This is a genomic window from Microbulbifer sp. NBRC 101763, assembly GCF_040371615.1.
In the GTDB taxonomy this organism is placed as follows: Bacteria; Pseudomonadota; Gammaproteobacteria; order Pseudomonadales; family Cellvibrionaceae; genus Microbulbifer; species Microbulbifer variabilis.
In genome coordinates this window covers 94,597-112,099 of sequence record NZ_BAABQV010000009.1, presented here as the reverse complement: position 1 = coordinate 112,099, position 17,503 = coordinate 94,597, and the positions used below count along the sequence as shown (strand labels likewise).

Here is a 17,503-nt window from a genome sequence, read left to right as displayed (position 1 = left end):
AATTAGTCACTGAATAGAACCTTAGCAGCGCTGGCTGATGTGGGACTTTCGTGCCAGAACGGCAAGGCATAATATTGTGACGCTATTGTGACTACTGGTCTATCTGCGGTCGCGCCGATGAGTCATGGCGTTCTGGCCAAAATAAAGGCACTTACCTTGGTTGCGCCTGCTTCAAGCAGTTTCAGCGCTGCTGCTTCCAAAGTGGCGCCGGTGGTCAACACATCATCTACCAGGCCGATGTGTAGCCTCTCAACATTCTCATCGACAGAGAAGCTATGGAGTAAATTGCGCAGGCGCTGGTTACGGCGCAATTGAGATTGTGTCTGGGTGGCACCGAATTTTCGCAGTAATCGAGGGCGTACCGGTAGTTGCCACTGCTTTCCCAACTCAGCTGCTACCAACTGCGCCTGGTTATAGCCGCGCTGCCAATAACGACGCCAGTGAAGAGGGATGGGGACAAGCAGGTCTGGCCCTTGGTTGGCTGGTTTTAACGCTTGGGCGGCCAACTGGGCAAGGCTGTGACCCGCAGCCATGTCGCCATGGTATTTGAAGCGTTGTATCAGTTGGTTTATCGGGTAAGCATAATGCCAGGCGGCGCGGACTCGGCTGTAGTGTGGTGGCTGCCTCAGGCAGGCGGGGCAAAGCTGGGAGGGCGGCAGCAGCGGCAAAGCACAGGTCTCGCAAGCGTTTTCCAGAAAGGGCAGATCCTCTATGCAAGCGGGGCAGATCCCATAATCGCCGGCCCGGTCACCACATAAAAGGCATTGGGCCAGGTTTCGGGTAATAAACAGTGGGGAGATAATCCTGTAAACCATAATCGGGTGATTGAGTTGACAGCGATACGGGCCTGGCTAAACTGGCCAGTCTGTTTGGTCGAGTCTGCCACTGCAATTAGTGATAGTCACCACGGCCCTGCGAATAAAAAAACAGTACGAATAACTCCAGCAACTAGAGAGAGTAAGCCCTGTGACTGCCGCCCAGCAATTACCCGCCGCTGAGATCCGCCACGATTGGACCCGCCAGCAGATTCTGGACCTCTTTGCCCTGCCGTTTAGCGACCTGATATTTACCGCCCAGCAGGTGCATAGGGTGCATTTTGATGCTAACCGGGTGCAGGTGAGCACGCTCTGCTCGATTAAGACTGGCGCCTGTCCGGAAGACTGCGCCTACTGCCCCCAGAGTGCTCGCTACGATACCGGGCTGGAGCGGGAAAAGCTGATGAAGGTGGAAAAGGTTTTGGAGGAGGCCAGGGCGGCCAAAGCCGGCGGCGCTACCCGTTTCTGCATGGGTGCTGCATGGCGCTCGCCCAAGAAAAAGGACATGCCCTACGTCACCCAGATGGTGCGTGAAGTTAAAGCGCTGGGTATGGAAACCTGTATGACCCTGGGTATGCTGAATGATGACCAGGCGCAGGAATTAGCGGATGCCGGGCTCGACTATTACAACCACAATCTGGACACCTCACCGGAGTATTATGGTGAGATTATCACCACCCGCACCTACCAGGACCGTCTTGAGACTCTGGGTAGGGTGCGCGAGGCCGGTATGAAGGTCTGCGCTGGTGGCATTGTCGGTATGGGTGAGGGGGACAAAGATCGCGCAGGGCTACTGATGCAGCTGGCCAACCTGCCTGAACACCCGGAGTCGGTGCCGATCAATATGTTGGTAAAAGTAGCGGGTACGCCGTTAGAGCAGGAAAAGGATCTGGACCCCTTCGAGTTTATCCGCTGTATTGCCGTGGCCCGAATTATGATGCCCAAGTCCCATGTGCGCCTGTCTGCCGGACGTGAGCAAATGAGCGATGAAATGCAGGCAATGGCTTTCCTCGCCGGTGCCAACTCCATCTTCTATGGGGAGAAGCTGCTGACCACCGCTAACCCTGAGGCCAACAAAGATATGCAGTTGTTCAACCGCTTGGGAATCCTGCCGGAGGAATACCAGCAATACGCTGACGAATCAGAAGTGGAAGCTGAGCTGACCGCCCAGATCAGCGAGCGACAAAACGGTGCCTTTTTCTACGACGCGGCCAAATGACCCTGGATCAAACCCTGCGCCAGCGCCTAGATGAGCGGCGCAGGCGTAACCTCTACCGGGAAGTCAAGACTCTGGATTCGGTGCCGGGGCCTGAGGCCAGGGTTAATGGCCGAGAGCTGCTTACTTTCAGTAGCAACGACTACTTGGGGCTGGCAACCCATCCTGAGGTCATCCGCGCCCAGCAGGCCGGAGCTGAGCTGGGCGCTGGTACCACTGCCTCTCACCTGGTCAATGGGCACTTGCAAGTCCATCAACAGCTGCAATACAGTCTTGCTGAAGTCACCGGGCGCGAGGCTGCATTGGTATTCTCCAGTGGCTATATGGCTAATGTGGGCACGCTTTGTGCGTTACTGGGCCGTGCCGACAATATTATTTCCGACAAGCTCAACCACGCTTCACTGATCGATGGAGCACGCTTGTCTGGCGCTAACAGCTTGCGCTTTCCCCACAACGACCTTATTGGTCTGGATCGCCAATTACGGCGTGCTGCCAGTCGAGGTGGCAATATCCTGGTGGCGGTCGACGGTGTTTACAGTATGGATGGTGACCTGGCGCCGCTGGCAGAGATTGCTGATCTGTGTCGTGAGTATGGTGCCTGGTTGATGGTGGATGAGGCTCACGGATTTGGGGTAATGGGCAGCGAAAAATTTCCTTTCGCTGGCAGTTGTACTGCGGCGGGTCTTGACCAGTCCCAGGCACCAGTGATCATGGGCACCCTGGGCAAGGCCGCTGGTAATGCCGGAGCCTTTGTGGCTGGTTCTCGCGAGCTGATTGATTATCTGGTGCAATTTGCCCGTACGTACATCTACACCACTGGGATGCCTCCGGCGGTGGCCGCGGGCTGTGTTGCCGCTGTTGATTTGATGCGTAGACAGCCTGAGTTGACCAGGCGCCTGGAGTCTAACATTGCCCACTTTCGCCACTGCGCCAGGCAATTGAATTTACCTCTGGCTGACTCCCCCAGCGCAATTCAGCCGCTCCTGCTCGGCTGTGAAGAAACCGCTATTTCTATTTCTGAACAGTTGGAAAAACGCGGTTTTTTGGTGAGCGCTATTCGCCCTCCGACAGTGCCCGCGGGTACTGCCCGCCTGAGAATTACCTTGAGTGCTTCACATAACCATCACCAAATCGATGCGCTTCTCAATGCCTTGGCGGAGGTCCTCCGGGAAAACAAGGCGGTGCACTTGTGAGCCAGATAGAGAACCTGGTGTTCTTGCATGGTTGGGGCGGAGACAAGGGGCCCTGGCAGCCACTATTGGAGGCTGTGCATGAACAACTGGGGCTACCGCTGATTTGTATCGAGTTACCGGGGTTTGGTGAACGCAGGGAGCAGGCATGGCCAAGGCTAGAGGTGCTTCTACAACAGCTTTACCAAGCGCTACCGCAAAATTGTGTTTTGGTAGGGCACTCCCTTGGCGGCATGTTGGCTCTGCAGATTGCCGCCAGGCCAGGACAAGAGAAAATCCATGGAGTTGTCACCATCTCCGCCAATGCTTGCTTTGTAGAGAGGGACAATTGGCCCGGCATGCCCCGTCGCACTTTTGATAGGTTCCGTAGCGCTTTCGTGCAGGATCCCTATGCTACCTGGGAGCGCTTTTGCGCCCTGCAGTCCCATGGTGATAACGCCATGCGTGACCTGGTCAAGCAACTGAAAGCGCGCAAACCCAACATTAACCCCGGAGCCTGGGTTAAGGCCCTGGACTGCCTGGCAGAGCTGGATAATCGGGATCTTCTGCAGTCGCTGGAAATCCCCGCTCTCCACCTGTTTGGCAAGCGGGATGCCCTGGTGCCGCTGGCGGCCATAGAGGAAATCCAGGCCTATGGTGCGGCAGTAGAGGTGATGGAGGGCTGCGGCCACAAACCACAGTTGTCACAACCTCGCCAAGTGGCAGAGCGATTACGACACTTTGTCGAGAGTTTATCCCCCTCTAGTGCCCTAGCGTCAGAGCCCTTTGATAAATCTGCGGTGGCGCGCTCCTTCGGCCGTGCCGCCGCCAGCTATGACGATTGCGCACATATACAGAGAGCGGTGTGCCGTCAACTGATGAAAATGGCGGAACGCCACTGGGAATCTCGTATCATTGTTGATTTGGGCAGTGGCACCGGCTTTGGCAGTGAGTTGCTGCGCCAGCATTTTCCCAAGGCAAAAATTATCGCCCTGGACCTGGCAGAGGACATGTTGCGCTTTGCCCGCACAGAGAGGCCGCTGGCAGATGGCTATATCACTGCGGATGCGGAGCAACTGCCCCTGGCGGATGGTACTGTAGATCTGGTGTTCTCCAGTATGGCACTGCAATGGTGCTACCGATTGCCGCAGTTATTCGCCGAGTTGCGTCGGGTACTTTCTCCCGCTGGACAATGTCTGGTGGCGACATTGGGGCCGGGTACCCTGGCAGAATTGCGCGATAGCTGGGCTCTGGTAGACAGCGGTGTTCACGTTAATCGCTTCCTGCCACTGGCCAACTGGCGTGAGGCAGCGGCGCAATCGCAGCTTTGTGGTGAAGTACTCGACGAGCAACGCCTGTTGCATTTCGACAGTCTGCGCCAGCTGATGAAGGAATTGAAAGGTGTGGGAGCACATAATATCAACCGCGCGGCCAAGCGAGGCATGACTGGGCGAGCCCGGTTACAGCGGTTGGCCGAAGCCTATGAAGGTCTCCGGCAGCCAAAGGGGCTGCCGGTGAGTTACGAGGTGATTTATATGAAGCTGGCCCTGGGGGGTAATCAAGGGTAGATATCGATGGGGATGGGGGTTTTCACCAGAGCCCAAATTTCATCCATCTCCCGGTTGGAAGCTACGGCGATACAGCCATCGGTCCAGTTGTTACGGCGCAGGTGGTTTTCCATATAGGCCCATTCGGGTTTGATGCCGTGGATCATGATATCGCCACCGGGGCTGACCCCCATCCTGGCCGCCCGCGCTCGGTCCTGTTTATTCGGGTAGGACACGTGGATGGAGCGGTAGAAGCGGCTATTGGGGTTTTTCCAGTCCAGGGTGTAGCGTCCTTCTGGGGTTCGCTCGTCCCCTTGGCGGACTTTGTGTCCCCTGGGGTTATCGCCGAAGGAGACTGTGTAGCTTTTCACTACCCGGCCGTCGCGAATGAGCTGCATCAGCTTCTTCGACTTGTACACAACAACATGATCGACAGGGGTTACTTTTGCTGAGGCGAGCAGTGGCATCGCCAGCAATAGGGCAAGAGTCAGGTATCGCATGGTCTCTAAGCTGCTTGAATGTTTTCAGTTATTTCGAGATTTTCCGCGTCCCTGCAGAGCATTTTCCCCTTTTGGGGGAGTTATTTTGTTAGCGCTACCCCGTGCCTTTGTTATCAGTGCTCGGCTTGATTTGTTCAAAATCTGCGCTACATGGCTAAATTATCATCAAGTTGATGGCGTGAAAAGTCACCACAAGAAAAAAATTGAACTTTTTTGATTAGCGGAGGCGATGGCCTTGGGCAGAACCTATTTTGTGGCCGGTACCGATACCGAAGTGGGCAAGACCTTTGTCAGTACAGCCCTGCTTACAGCAGGCGCAAACGCGGGATTACAAACCGCTGCGGTGAAGCCGGTAGCGTCTGGCTGTGAGCGGACTGAAGATGGATTGCGTAATGAAGATGCCCTGCTATTGCGGGAGGCGATGACCCTGCAGCTGCCTTACCAGCAGGTGAACCCTTTTGCGCTAGAGCCTGCAATCGCACCTCATATTGCCGCTATTGAGGCGGGAAAGCAGTTGAGTGTGTCACGTATGGCGGGCGTTTGCCGTGGTGTGATGTCTGCCGGCGCCGACCTGGTGCTGATTGAGGGCGCTGGAGGCTGGCGTACCCCTCTGGGACCAAGGAGCTTCCTGTCCCAGTTGCCGAGGGAACTGAATATCCCTGTGGTACTGGTGGTGGGTATGCAGCTGGGTTGTATCAACCACGCTCTACTTACTGCCGAGGCTATCCGCCGTGATGGTCTGCCGTTGGCTGGCTGGGTGGCTAACTTTGTTCGTCCGGGCATGGAGCGAGCCGAGGAGAATCTGGCCACCCTTGAAGCCCTGATACCTGCATCATTACTCGGTGTACTGCCCCATAGCGAGGGGCGGGATTATCGTGAGGCAGCCGAAAACCTGGATATCCGCCCGTTGCTACCCGCCTGAAGAACCCACCGTAAAGGCCGTTCCATCCGGGACCCGAGAGGGCCCAAACCAGTTGACTTTGCCCGCCTTCGGCCCTAGATTCAAACAAGCGTTTGAAACACTTGAATGAGGATTGGGAGCATGGCCGACTACAAGGCGCCCCTGCGGGAGATGAACTTCCTGCTGCACGAAGTCTTTGCTGCAGAAAAACTCTGGACGGAACTGCCCGGACTTGCTGGGGTGGTAGATCGCGAGACCGCAGATGCGATTCTCGAAGAAATGGCCAAGCTGGCTTCCAATACCCTGGACCCTATCAATCGCAGCGGCGATGAGGAGGGGTGTCACTGGAATGAGGGGGTTGTAACCACCCCGGAGGGCTTCAAGGAAGCCTATGCGACTTTCTGCGAGGGCGGCTGGGGCGCACTGCTGGGTAACCCGGAGTATGGCGGTATGGGTATGCCGAAAATGTTGGGTGCTCAGGTCGAGGAAATGATCAATGCCTCCAATATTTCCTTTGCTCTCTACCCGGTATTGACCAACGGCGCCTGCCTGGCGATTGATGCCCATGCCAGCGAAGAGCTGAAACAGAAATATTTGCCCAAGATGTATGAGGGCACCTGGGCTGGCGCCATGGACCTGACCGAGCCCCATGCGGGCACCGACCTTGGGATTATCCGCACCAAGGCAGAGCCCCGCGAGGATGGCAGCTACAGCATAAACGGCAGCAAGATTTTTATTACCGGCGGCGACCAGGACCTGTCCGATAACATTATTCACCTGGTACTGGCCAAGCTGCCGGACGCACCCCAGGGCCCCAAAGGCATCTCCCTTTTCCTGGTGCCGAAATACAAAGTGAACGAAGACGGCAGTGTTGGCGAGAGCAATAACGTGAATTGCGGCTCTATTGAGCACAAGATGGGCATCAAAGCCTCCGCCACCTGTGCGATGAATTTCGATGGAGCCCAGGGCTGGCTGGTGGGCGAAGAGAACAAGGGTCTCGCCGCCATGTTTACCATGATGAATTACGAGCGCCTGGGTGTAGGTATCCAGGGCCTCGGCGCTTCCGATCGCTCCTACCAGAATGCCCGGGAATACGCTCGCGACCGTATTCAGAGCCGCTCTCCGGCCGGTGCCCAGCAGCCAGAGAAAGCAGCCGATCCGATTATCGTACACCCTGACGTGCGCCGGATGCTGCTCACCCAGAAAGCTCTGGTTGGTGGTGGCCGCGCCCTGTCCACTTATGTGGCCCAGTGGTTGGATATTTCCAAGTTTGGTGAGGGTGAAGAGAAGAAGAATGCCGAATCCATGGTGGCATTACTGACCCCGGTGGCCAAGGCCTTTACCACCGATATGGGCCTGGACTGCACCGTAATCGGTCAGCAGGTATTCGGCGGCCACGGATATATTCGTGAGTGGGGTCAGGAGCAGCTGGTGCGCGATGTGCGCATCACCCAGATTTACGAAGGTACCAACGGTATCCAGGCCCTGGATCTGGTGGGCCGTAAAACTGTCGCCAGCGGTGGTGCCCTGTTTGAGCTGTTTGCCGCGGATGTACAGAAATTTATCGACAGCCAGGTGGATCGAGAGGCGATGGCGGAGTTCGTGCAGCCGTTGGCAATCGAGCTGCAGCGCCTGCGCGAGGCCACCGAGAAGATGATTGCGGCTACCCAAGAAGATCCCCACGCGCCTGGTGCGGCATCTGTAGAATACCTGCATCTATTCGGTTATGTGGCCTACGCCTTTATGTGGGCCAAGGTGGTTGCAGTAGCACTGGACCAGCAGGAGGCAGATAGCTTCTACAAAGGTCAGGTGAAAACTGCGCGATTCTATTTTGCGCGTTTGCTGCCGCGCACCCAAGCACTGGCTGCAAGTGTAAATGCCGGCAGCGCGACCCTTATGGATCTGGAGGACGAGCTGTTCTAAGGGGTCTGGAGAGAGTCCCAAAAAGCCCCGCATCGCGGGGCTTTTTTATTTTGGTTGTTTAGGTTTCAAAGCTTGTCACGGCTTGGCTTCAGCAGTCAAAGTCAGTCCGTTAAATGCTTCGTAGCCATGCAGGGCGATATACCATGTACCGGCAGAGGGGTTATTGAAAGAGCAGCTCTCAGTGTTATATCCGTTGGTGTTTCCTACCCACTCGTAAGGTACGCAATTCTCAGTATCATTCACTACGCTCCCCCTGGTCGGGCTGCTTCCGTAACTAACATAAAGGTCGACTTCACCGTTATCGTTGAATATCTCAATATCCAGGGAGGACATGCCTGGCTCTACCTCAATCTGGTATGTCAGCCAACTGCCAGACGCACCTGCAACATTAGTTTCCACAAGACTGGTGCCGTTGCCGGTATTGCCATTTCCGGTAATAGACGCTACCGCAGCCGCAGCATCGACGATGCCTGCACCACAGCCAGTACATGAAGATGGGAAGCTACGGGTAGTGTTACTGAGTACGGATTCAACTTCATCTGGAGTCAGGTTCGGGTCTACCGAGTAAAGCAAAGCGGCTACGCCGGCAACATGTGGCGCGGCCATGCTGGTGCCTTGGCTGTAGTAGTAGGCATCACTTCCGGGGCTTCTGGTACCGCTATTGTCTGTCGAGAGGATGCCATTGGAATCATTGGCGAAGCTCTGTGCGCCCCCAGGAGCGGCCATATCGACTGCATTGCCGTAATTGGAATAGTAAGCGCGGCCGCCATCGCGATCTGTTGCGGCAACGGTGATAACGCCATCACAGCTCGCCGGGGTGTATCTACTTGCGTAATCATCGTCATTACCGGCGGCCACGACAACGGTTGCGCCGAGACTGCGTGCGGTATTAATAGCCGTTTGGTAGGCCGAGCCACAGGCACCCTCACCACCGAGGCTCAGATTGAGAACCTGTGCCGGGTTGGCATTAGTCGGTACACCGGAAACACTGCCCCCTGCAGCCCAAACGATGGCATCTGCGATATCTGAAGTCAGACCGCCACAGCGGCCGAGTACCCGAACTGGGACCACCTTGGCTTTGTAAGCGACGCCGGCCACTCCCATATTATTGTTAGTAGTGGCTGCGATAGTGCCGGCAACGTGGGTACCGTGCCAGCTGCTGTCGCTTTCGTAATTTCTGGGGTCATCACTCTGGCAGGCATTGTCTGTGTGCCAGTCACCTGGGTCAGTGGCATCGCCATCACGTCCATCGCCATCGACTGAGACAAACGTATTGGAAATCATATCGTAGCCAGGTAGCAGGTTGTCGACCAGGTCGTGATGGGGGCGATAGCCGGTATCAAGGACGGCTACTACAGCGCCCTCACCCTGTGTGACATCCCAGGCTGAGGGCAGATTGAGGCCACCTGTGGATTCCCGGTAGTGCCATTGATTCCAATAACTGGGATCATTCGGAGTTGCCATTGGACGCATCAATAAATCTGGTTCTGCGTACTCGACATTGGGGTCCTGCTTTAGCCGCTCAACTATTTTTTTCAGTTCCGCCTTGCTTTTGCGGCCCTCTAGGCGCATGACCTGGGCTCCTGAAGCCATACGGCGCTTGTGGCGTAACTTGTGGCCGGCTCGCTGAGAGGCCTTATCAATAGTGTCTTGTGCAAGCTTGGCACCATGACCAATTTTTGAGTTTTTCTTGTACTTGATGATGATGCCGTCAGTCAGGCCGGTCTCATTCGCATGAGCCGCGAAAGGGGTAGCACACGCAAGCGAAACTGCCGTTGCGATTGCTGTTTTTTGCATCAGGGCTTTTATTGATGAGCGCATTATTATTGTTTTCTCCACAACTTTTGGAATTATCCGCACTGGCTACTTTGTCAGTACGTTTTTCATTGTTGGCTCCAGATGCGCTCGCTAGCCTAATAAGTTTGACTGATCCCTGAGCGGGCGGCCTTAGCCTCAAGGCTCTGTGCATGTAAGACACAGAGTCCAGGAATTTCATTCTTCAATAAATACTCACCTGGGCATATTTTGTAACGAATTCATAACGTTAGCCTTCAGGCTTTAATTGAATTTTTCTTATAAAATTATCTAATAAAGTTATTACTTGTTTGCCGGTTGAGGGTAACTTGGGCCCACTTCCCTTCGCTTGGGAAACCTGGGTATAGGGAGTGGCCCTGATATCAGTCTCCCGGGAATTTCGCTGTTTCATAATATTAAGCAATAGGAGATGGCGTTTTTTGTGGAGTCACTTTTCGCTTTCTCCTACACTCGGGACAAAACAATAACGAGCGAAAGAGCCAATGTCCGATACCCCCCAAAAGAAACTGTCTGCAGAAGACCAGGCCCGGGTCGATCAGTACCTGCAAAGTGGTGTGAATCAGGTGGAGCGAAAGCCCTTCAGGCCCTGGTTATTGCTGCTGGTGGTTGTGGTTGTACTAACTCTCTTGTCACTGCTCAGTGTGTTTATCGCACAGACCAAAGGCGTGGTTTGAGGGGCTGGATATGACGACTGAAAAAATATTCCAGCCCTTGAGTTTTACCCACCTTGACGATGATGAGATGTGCCGTCGTGCCGGTGAGTTCTTCCGGCTGATGCGCCGGCGCCGCTCGGTGCGGGACTTCTCTGCAAGGCCCGTACCTCGTGAAGTTATCGAGGATGCCGTGCGTGCTGCGGGCAGTGCTCCCAGCGGGGCTAATATGCAGCCTTGGCATTTTGTCGTAGTTGAAAGTGCGGAGGTTAAACGCCGCATTCGCCAGGCAGCAGAGGAGGAAGAGCGTGAGTTTTACCAGCGGCGGGCCTCTGAAGAGTGGCTCAATGCCTTGGAACCACTGGGTACGGATGCGCACAAACCTTTCTTGGAAACCGCCCCTTACCTGATCGCAATTTTCCTGAAGAAATTTTCCAGTGCGGAAAATGGTGAGCGATTAAAAAATTATTACACTGCAGAATCAGTGGGTATTGCTACTGGCATGTTGATTGCCGCTTTGCATAATGCCGGTGTGGCGACTCTTACCCACACCCCCAGCCCGATGAAATTTCTCAATGAAATTCTCGGTCGCCCGGTTGAGGAAAAGCCCTATATGATTTTGGTGGCCGGGCTGCCGGCGGAGGGCGCCCAGGTGCCGGCGATTGCCAGAAAATCCCTGGATGAAATCTCTGATTTTATTTGAGTTATGGCTAAAGCAAGCGTAGGGCTCAGTAAAAAATAGGTACACTGGCAGAATTTGAGCTTGGGGTCCTATGCCAAAAATACTGATCGTTGAAGATGAAGGCGCTATTGCCGATACCCTGGTCTATGCCCTGCAGACCGAGGGGTTTACCACTCGCTGGGTGGGGGTGGCCGGCGAGGCGCTGGTACTGCTTGAGAATGAGCCTTTCGACTTGGTGATCCTGGATGTGGGACTGCCGGATATCAGTGGCTTCGAAGCCTGTAAGCAGTTGCGTCGTTTCTCCGAAGTGCCGGTGATATTCCTCACTGCCCGCAATGCAGAAATAGACCGGGTAGTGGGGCTCGAGATCGGTGCTGATGACTATGTGGTGAAACCTTTCAGTCCGCGCGAAGTGGTGGCGCGGGTTAAGGCCATCCTTAAACGCATGACATCGGGCTCCGATAAGTCACAAAAAACAGAGCTGAAAGGGCCTTTCCGCATAGAGCAGGGGAGTTACCAGATTCATTTCCGCGAGCAGTTATTACCTCTGACGCTCAATGAATATCGCCTGCTGGAAACCCTGTTAACCCAGCCGGGACGAGTGTTTTCCCGTGCACAATTACTCGATGCACTGGGGGTGGCACTGGAGGCGGGTTATGAGCGTAATATCGATAGTCACATCAAAGGGCTGAGAGCCAAATTGCGAATGATTGCACCTGATGCCAAGCCAATACAGACCCACCGGGGCTTGGGGTATAGCTGCTGCCTGGAATCCTAAAATGTCATTGGGCATTCGTATTTTCGCTGTCTATTTCCTGTTTGTTGGCTTGGCCAGCTGGTTTGTATTGAATACGGTGATGGAGGAGATCCGCCCCGGGGTACGCCAATCCACCGAGGAAACCCTGGTAGATACTGCCAACTTGCTGGCGGAAATCCTGCGTGATGATGTCAGGAGCGGTAATCTGGCTCAGAGCCAACTACCTGAGTTGCTGGAAGCTTATGGTCGGCGTCAGCCACAGGCAAATATCTGGGGACTGACCAAGAGCCAGGTGAATCACCGAATTTATGTCACTGATGCTTTCGGCCGAGTTTTATTGGATTCCAGCGGTCGGGCGGTCGGCCAGGACTATTCTCGTTGGAATGATGTCTACCTAACCCTGCGTGGCGATTACGGTGCGCGCTCTACGCGCGAAGATCCTGACAACCCGGATTCCTCGGTGATGTATGTGGCGGCGCCCATACTCGACCGGGAAGAAATTATCGGTGTGGTCTCCGTGGCCAAGCCCAATCAAACCCTACAGCCTTATATTGATCGGTCGCAACGGCGTTTGATGTGGCTGGGGGTGGGATTGGTCGTACTGGGATTATTGGTCGGCGCCCTGTTGTCCTGGTGGCTGGGCCGCTCACTGGGAAAACTGACCCAGTATGCCCAGGCTGTGAGTGCGGGGCAACGAGTCGAGCCACCGAAAATGTCTGATGGTGAGCTGGGGCAGCTGGCACTGGCCCTGGAACAGATGCGCTCTGAGTTGGAAGGCAAGAATTATGTTGAGCGCTATGTGCATACTCTGACCCACGAATTGAAAAGTCCGCTGGCGGCCATTCGCGGTGCTGCTGAACTGCTCGATAGTGAGATGCCCGCGGATCAGCGCCGGCGTTTCATAAGCAATATTCAACAGGAGACCTCTCGTTTACAGCAGTTGAGCGAACGATTGTTGCACTTGGCCCAGGTAGAGCAGCGTCAGGGGCTGGAGGAGAGGGAGGCCATTCCACTGGCACACTTGGTGGAAGAGCTGTTGCAGGCCCGACAGGCGCGTATTACCGCTGGCGGTTTTAGTGTGGAGTGGGCAGTGGAAGATACTCTGAGATTGTATGGCGAGCGTTTCTTATTGAACCAGGCCCTGGCCAATTTGCTCGACAACGCATTGGATTTCACTCCACAAGGTGGCCTGCTTCGCATTGGCGCCGGGCGGTGTGAGGGATGGATAGAAATCTGCCTATACAACCAGGCTGAAGCTATTCCCGAGTATGCCTTGGCGCGCCTGACGGAGCGTTTCTACTCACTGCCTCGTCCCAGTGGTGGACGTAAAAGTACTGGTCTGGGACTCAACTTTGTAAAGGAAGTGGCCGAACTGCACGGTGGTGAATTGACTATCGCCAATGTGGAGAGAGGTGTTGAGGTGCGCCTGACTTTGCCAGCTGATTAAGTTGAAGGCCAAAGTTCACATAATCTCCACAAAATCTCCTTTTAGACCCCATCGGCATCCCACCCGGGCCGCTCAGACTCAGCAGATCGAAATTCGACACTGAGGTCTGAACCATGAACCGAACCCTGGCATTTAAATTGGGCGCGATCGCCTTTTTGGTGTTATTGCTGTTGATACCGCTGACTATGATTGGCGGTTTGATCGATGAGCGGCAGCGATACCAGGGAGAAGTACTTCGGGATATTGCCCGAAGTTCCAGTTACAGCCAGAAAATCGTTGGGCCTATTCTGATAATGCCATATACCAGAACAGTGCAGCACCTGAAGATAAACGACCAAACTGGCGAACGTTATCAGGAACAGCGTGAAACCAGTGGGCGGCTGTATTTTCTGCCGGAGCGATTTATTTTTGATGCCGAACTGGGCACCGAGCGCCGCGCCCGGGGTATTTATGAGGCGCTTCTTTACCATAGTGATAGCAAGGTGAGTGGGGTGTTTCGGTTGCCACAGAAGTTGGGTTTGGGTGAAAAACTGGATCAATATCGCTTTGATGCACCCTTCCTCTCCGTTGGTATCAGTGATATTCGAGGTATTCGTAAAGACCTGAAATTGCGTTTGAATAACGAAAGTCTGGAGTTCGCGCCCGGCAGTGGTACCTCTATGCTTGGCGCGGGTGTTCATGCGCAACTGCCCATGATAAATCCAGAGGGTGGTCAGGACCTGGAATTTGCCTTTGATCTGAACTTGCAGGGTACCGAGCATTTGCAGTTGGTGCCGGTAGGTCGCGATAGCCGGGTGATGCTGGCTGCTGACTGGCCCCACCCCAGCTTTATCGGCGAGTACCTACCGAGTCGCCGAGAGATCACCGATCGCGGTTTCACTGCCGAGTGGCAGACCAGTTTCTTTGCGACCAACCTGGAAGAGGTGTTGCAGCAGTGTGGGAAAGATAGCGAGTGTGCAAATTTACTCGGGCGCAGCTTTGGCGTCAGCTTTCTTGACCCTGTGGATCAGTACCTGAAGACTGATCGGGCGATTAAATATGCACTGCTATTCCTCACTTTGACCTTTGCCACTTTCTTCCTGTTTGAAGTACTCAAGCGACTGTCCGTGCATCCGGTGCAATACGCACTGGTGGGTTTGGCGCTGGCGTTGTTTTACCTATTGTTGTTATCGTTGTCGGAGCATATTGCTTTTGCCAAGGCCTATGCAGTTTCTGCAGCAGCCTGTGTCGGCCTGATTGGTTTCTATACCAGTTCTGTGTTGCGAAGCTGGCGTCGGGGTTTGGGTTTTGCCGCTCTGCTGGCAGCGCTTTACGGACTCCTGTATGGATTGCTCAGTGCTGAGGATTATGCCCTGCTGATGGGGTCACTGCTGGTATTCGCGGTACTTAGCTGCACTATGGTGTTGACCAGAAAACTTGACTGGTACAGCGTGGGACGTTCCCCTCACGAAGATAACTAAATTACCCGCAGCGGCGCCAAAGGCGTCGCTATGCCGTCAGCTTAGTCCGAGTTCGAGAATAGTGTCCCACTCACTTGCTTTTACAGGCTGTATCGACAACCGCCCCTGCTTAACCAGTACCATCTCCTCAAGTTCAGGGGTCTTCTTGATTTCGTCCAGTGGAACAGGTCGTGCAAACTCACTGCGCCAGGTTACATCGACACAGTACCAGCGAGGCTTGCTGGGGCTGGCCTTGGGATCGAAGTATTTGCTCTCAGGGTCGAATTGGGCCGGGTCTGGATAGGCGGCCCTTACCACTTCGGCGGTACCCACCACCGCTGGCACCTTGCAGGCACTGTGATAGAACAATACTCCATCGCCCACTGAGACCTGATCGCGCAGGAAGTTGCGCGCCTGAAAGTTGCGGATTCCATCCCAGCGTCCGCTGCCAGTGTTTTCGGCGGCGAGGTCCTGCAGGCTGTATTCGTCCGGTTCGGATTTGAATAACCAGTATGTCATGCGGCAGTTTGTCCCTGTGCTGCGCCGGTTGGTGTTTCGCCGGCGATCGACCCCATTTAGTATGAAGCCATACAAAAGTGTCAAATCGACGCCATATTTTGATGTCTTCAGCGGGAGATTATGGGAAATAAAGCATTTCAGTGGCTTTCACAGCGCCTTTCGAGCCATAAGTCCCAATACTGGGCCCTGCAGCTCAGCGGTTGGGCCGGCTACACCCTAATGACTTTTATCAGTAGTTTTTTCTGGGTGAAAGACCACTGGGTCCATTCGGGCTATATCGCCATGGCCACCACTGCCGGGATTTTGCTCAGCGGTTCCATGCGCTATGGCTTCCAGCGCCTGTGGAACAAGCCCCCGGCAACCCGTTTCCTGGGGTCACTGCTCTTGGTAGTGCTGGTAGCCGCGCTCTGGGCAGCCATCAAGTTCGGAGGTTTTCTGTGGTTGTACGGTAAAGTGAGCGATGAAAACCCGGTTTGGCAAGCCACCTACTGGTTTTCCTATTCATTTATGATTCTCACCACCTGGGCGGCACTGTATTACGGCATTAAGTATTATCAAACCTCGCAGACCCAGCAGGCGAAGGCCCTGCGTGCTGAATCTATGGCGCACCAAGCCCAGCTGAAAATGTTGCGCTACCAGTTAAATCCCCACTTCCTGTTTAACACTCTCAATGCCATTTCCACACTGATCCTGGATAACGATGGGCGCACCGCCAACAATATGGTAATGCGTTTGTCACAGTTCCTGCGCCACTCCCTGGACAACGACCCCATGCAAAAGGTCACCCTGGCCAAGGAGGTGGAGGCACTGATGCTCTACCTGGATATTGAGAAAGTGCGCTTTGCCGATCGTCTCGGTGTGCGCCTGGATTTACAGGGAGAGTCGCCTCAGGCGCTGGTGCCCAGCCTGTTGCTGCAGCCTCTGGTGGAAAATGCGATTAAATACGGCATTTCCCAGTTGGAGTGGGGCGGGGAAATCGGTATCAAAGCGCGGGTCTTTGCTGGAGAGCTTCTGTTGGAAGTCACAGACAATGGTCCAGGCATGTCGGAAAAGGAGTTGCGCCTGATTGGCAAGGGCTATGGTGTTGGCATTCGCAATACCTGCGAGCGCCTGCGCGCATTGTATGGCGAGGATCAGAGAGTGCGTTTCCGCAATCGCCCGGAGGGCGGCCTGTCGGTAAACATTCGCATTCCCTATGAACAGGAATAACGAGATGAGTGCAGTTGAAAACCTGACCGCAATTATTGTCGATGACGAACCCCTGGCCCGCCGTGGCCTGCGGCTGCGCTTGGAGCAGATGCCTGGTGTAAAAGTGGTCGCGGAGAGTGGTAATGGCCGAGATGCCCTGGAAAAAATTCTCGAATTCGGGCCCGATGTGGCTTTTGTGGATATCCAGATGCCGGGCATCAATGGCCTGCAGCTTGTGCAACAGATTCCTTTAGAGAAGTTGCCGCAAGTGGTGTTTGTCACTGCTTACGATCAGTACGCTGTAGAGGCGTTTGAAGTTAATGCAGTGGACTATGTGTTAAAGCCCATTGAAGAGGAGCGTTTAGCGTTGGCGCTGGCGCGCGCTCGCGAGAAAATGTCCACTGCAGATATTGCCATCCAGCGTGAGCAATTGCTGGAGGCTGTGGCGGATTTAACCAAGGAGTCTCCGGAGGCCTTAGAGCAAAAGCTGGTGAGTGGCCAGTTTGCCGGTAGTGCCTATCCAGACAAAATTGCAGTTAAGGATTCGGGGAAAATCACCCTGGTCCCAGCGCGTGAGATTGACTGGATTGATGCTGCCGGGGATTACATGTGTGTACACGCTCAGGGTGAAACCCATGTCATGCGTATCACCATGAAAGAATTGGAGCAACAGCTGGACCCTAAACTATTTCAGCGTATCCACCGCTCCACAATTGTGAATTTGAGCCGCGTGCGCGAAATTAGAGCGCATATAAATGGGGAATACCATTTGGTTCTGGATAATGGTGAGTGCCTGAAAATGAGCCGCAGCTACAAGAGCAAAGTGCAGCACTTCCTTTAACTTTCCTGTGGGCCACATCATTGGAAAATATCGGATGTGGCCTGATCGATAATTCCCGGCACTTGATCGCAAGTCTCTTGTTTGCCGTTTTTAT

The 17,503-nt window shown here is 54.5% G+C and carries 16 protein-coding genes; 12 read left to right on the top strand and 4 right to left on the bottom strand.

Translation table 11 applies throughout. From position 1 onward, the window contains the following. Positions 1-122 precede the first annotated feature (122 nt). Complete coding sequence (locus ABWV76_RS20260) at positions 123-815, bottom strand: ComF family protein (protein WP_353377093.1); 693 nt, start codon at positions 813-815, stop codon at positions 123-125. 151 nt (positions 816-966) lie between these two features. Between ABWV76_RS20260 and bioB the strand changes: the two genes are divergently transcribed. Genes bioB through bioC form a run of 3 tightly spaced genes read left to right on the top strand, consistent with a single transcriptional unit; the run spans position 967 to position 4,768 of the window. Further along, the gene (bioB, locus tag ABWV76_RS20255; protein ID WP_353377092.1) at positions 967-2,034 is read left to right on the top strand and encodes a biotin synthase BioB; all 1,068 of its coding nucleotides are present in this window, start codon (positions 967-969) and stop codon (positions 2,032-2,034) included. Further along, on the top strand, positions 2,031-3,224 hold the full coding sequence (gene bioF, locus ABWV76_RS20250) for an 8-amino-7-oxononanoate synthase (protein WP_353377091.1): 1,194 nt from the start codon (positions 2,031-2,033) through the stop codon (positions 3,222-3,224). Before bioB ends, bioF begins: the two co-directional genes overlap by 4 nt. Next, entirely contained in the window at positions 3,221-4,768 is a 1,548-nt protein-coding gene (bioC, locus tag ABWV76_RS20245; RefSeq protein ID WP_353377090.1) for a malonyl-ACP O-methyltransferase BioC, read from the top strand. The genes bioF and bioC overlap by 4 nt, the downstream gene beginning before the upstream one ends. Here the strand turns inward: bioC and ABWV76_RS20240 are convergent. Next, positions 4,759-5,247 carry a L,D-transpeptidase family protein gene (locus ABWV76_RS20240; protein WP_020411566.1) on the bottom strand — a complete coding sequence of 163 codons (489 nt, stop codon included), beginning with the start codon at positions 5,245-5,247 and terminating at the stop codon, positions 4,759-4,761. The genes bioC and ABWV76_RS20240 overlap by 10 nt on opposite strands. A 229-nt stretch (positions 5,248-5,476) precedes the next feature. Here ABWV76_RS20240 and bioD point away from each other — a divergent pair, with 229 nt between their 5' ends. Then, positions 5,477-6,169, top strand: coding sequence for a dethiobiotin synthase (gene bioD, locus ABWV76_RS20235; RefSeq protein ID WP_020411564.1), 693 nt, complete (start codon positions 5,477-5,479; stop codon positions 6,167-6,169). A gap of 120 nt (positions 6,170-6,289) precedes the next feature. Next, the gene (locus tag ABWV76_RS20230) at positions 6,290-8,071 is read left to right on the top strand and encodes an acyl-CoA dehydrogenase C-terminal domain-containing protein (RefSeq protein WP_282951809.1); all 1,782 of its coding nucleotides are present in this window, start codon (positions 6,290-6,292) and stop codon (positions 8,069-8,071) included. A 75-nt stretch (positions 8,072-8,146) separates the two neighbouring features. On the opposite strand, the gene ABWV76_RS20225 is transcribed toward ABWV76_RS20230, so the two are convergent. Further along, positions 8,147-9,892, bottom strand: a complete 1,746-nt coding sequence (locus ABWV76_RS20225; protein WP_353377089.1) for a S8 family peptidase — start codon at positions 9,890-9,892, stop codon at positions 8,147-8,149. A 476-nt stretch (positions 9,893-10,368) separates the two neighbouring features. Between ABWV76_RS20225 and ABWV76_RS20220 the strand changes: the two genes are divergently transcribed. From ABWV76_RS20220 to creD, 5 genes are all read left to right on the top strand, one after another. Further along, positions 10,369-10,560: a DUF3094 family protein gene (locus ABWV76_RS20220; RefSeq protein ID WP_020411561.1), complete on the top strand. Its 192-nt coding sequence runs from the start codon at positions 10,369-10,371 to the stop codon at positions 10,558-10,560. Positions 10,561-10,570: 10 nt separating this feature from the next. Next, positions 10,571-11,239: a nitroreductase family protein gene (locus ABWV76_RS20215; protein WP_353377088.1), complete on the top strand. Its 669-nt coding sequence runs from the start codon at positions 10,571-10,573 to the stop codon at positions 11,237-11,239. 70 nt (positions 11,240-11,309) lie between these two features. After that, positions 11,310-11,996: a two-component system response regulator CreB gene (creB, locus tag ABWV76_RS20210; protein ID WP_282951805.1), complete on the top strand. Its 687-nt coding sequence runs from the start codon at positions 11,310-11,312 to the stop codon at positions 11,994-11,996. Position 11,997: 1 nt separating this feature from the next. Beyond that, a complete protein-coding gene (gene creC / locus ABWV76_RS20205; protein ID WP_353377087.1) occupies positions 11,998-13,422 on the top strand; it encodes a two-component system sensor histidine kinase CreC in 1,425 nt (474 codons plus the stop codon). Between the two features lie 113 nt (positions 13,423-13,535). Beyond that, positions 13,536-14,882, top strand: coding sequence for a cell envelope integrity protein CreD (gene creD / locus ABWV76_RS20200; protein WP_020411557.1), 1,347 nt, complete (start codon positions 13,536-13,538; stop codon positions 14,880-14,882). A gap of 36 nt (positions 14,883-14,918) precedes the next feature. Here the strand turns inward: creD and ABWV76_RS20195 are convergent, their stop codons facing one another. Continuing rightward, entirely contained in the window at positions 14,919-15,380 is a 462-nt protein-coding gene (locus ABWV76_RS20195) for an EVE domain-containing protein (protein WP_353377086.1), read from the bottom strand. A gap of 120 nt (positions 15,381-15,500) precedes the next feature. On the opposite strand from ABWV76_RS20195, the gene ABWV76_RS20190 reads away from it, so the two are divergent. After that, complete coding sequence (locus ABWV76_RS20190) at positions 15,501-16,589, top strand: sensor histidine kinase (RefSeq protein ID WP_020411555.1); 1,089 nt, start codon at positions 15,501-15,503, stop codon at positions 16,587-16,589. 4 nt (positions 16,590-16,593) lie between these two features. Further along, complete coding sequence (locus ABWV76_RS20185; RefSeq protein WP_020411554.1) at positions 16,594-17,409, top strand: LytR/AlgR family response regulator transcription factor; 816 nt, start codon at positions 16,594-16,596, stop codon at positions 17,407-17,409. Positions 17,410-17,503: the final 94 nt, after the last annotated feature.

Bases quoted from the DNA above. Each gene is read 5' to 3' on its own strand.
- ABWV76_RS20260 (WP_353377093.1), bottom strand. From the start codon at position 815: ATGGTTTACAGGATTATCTCCCCACTGTTTATTACCCGAAACCTGGCC.
- bioF (WP_353377091.1), top strand. From the start codon at position 2,031: ATGACCCTGGATCAAACCCTGCGCCAGCGCCTAGATGAGCGGCGCAGG.
- ABWV76_RS20240 (WP_020411566.1), bottom strand. From the start codon at position 5,247: ATGCGATACCTGACTCTTGCCCTATTGCTGGCGATGCCACTGCTCGCC.
- bioD (WP_020411564.1), top strand. From the start codon at position 5,477: ATGGCCTTGGGCAGAACCTATTTTGTGGCCGGTACCGATACCGAAGTG.
- ABWV76_RS20230 (WP_282951809.1), top strand. From the start codon at position 6,290: ATGGCCGACTACAAGGCGCCCCTGCGGGAGATGAACTTCCTGCTGCAC.
- ABWV76_RS20225 (WP_353377089.1), bottom strand. From the start codon at position 9,892: ATGCGCTCATCAATAAAAGCCCTGATGCAAAAAACAGCAATCGCAACG.
- ABWV76_RS20220 (WP_020411561.1), top strand. From the start codon at position 10,369: ATGTCCGATACCCCCCAAAAGAAACTGTCTGCAGAAGACCAGGCCCGG.
- ABWV76_RS20215 (WP_353377088.1), top strand. From the start codon at position 10,571: ATGACGACTGAAAAAATATTCCAGCCCTTGAGTTTTACCCACCTTGAC.
- creB (WP_282951805.1), top strand. From the start codon at position 11,310: ATGCCAAAAATACTGATCGTTGAAGATGAAGGCGCTATTGCCGATACC.
- creC (WP_353377087.1), top strand. From the start codon at position 11,998: ATGTCATTGGGCATTCGTATTTTCGCTGTCTATTTCCTGTTTGTTGGC.
- creD (WP_020411557.1), top strand. From the start codon at position 13,536: ATGAACCGAACCCTGGCATTTAAATTGGGCGCGATCGCCTTTTTGGTG.
- ABWV76_RS20195 (WP_353377086.1), bottom strand. From the start codon at position 15,380: ATGACATACTGGTTATTCAAATCCGAACCGGACGAATACAGCCTGCAG.
- ABWV76_RS20190 (WP_020411555.1), top strand. From the start codon at position 15,501: ATGGGAAATAAAGCATTTCAGTGGCTTTCACAGCGCCTTTCGAGCCAT.
- ABWV76_RS20185 (WP_020411554.1), top strand. From the start codon at position 16,594: ATGAGTGCAGTTGAAAACCTGACCGCAATTATTGTCGATGACGAACCC.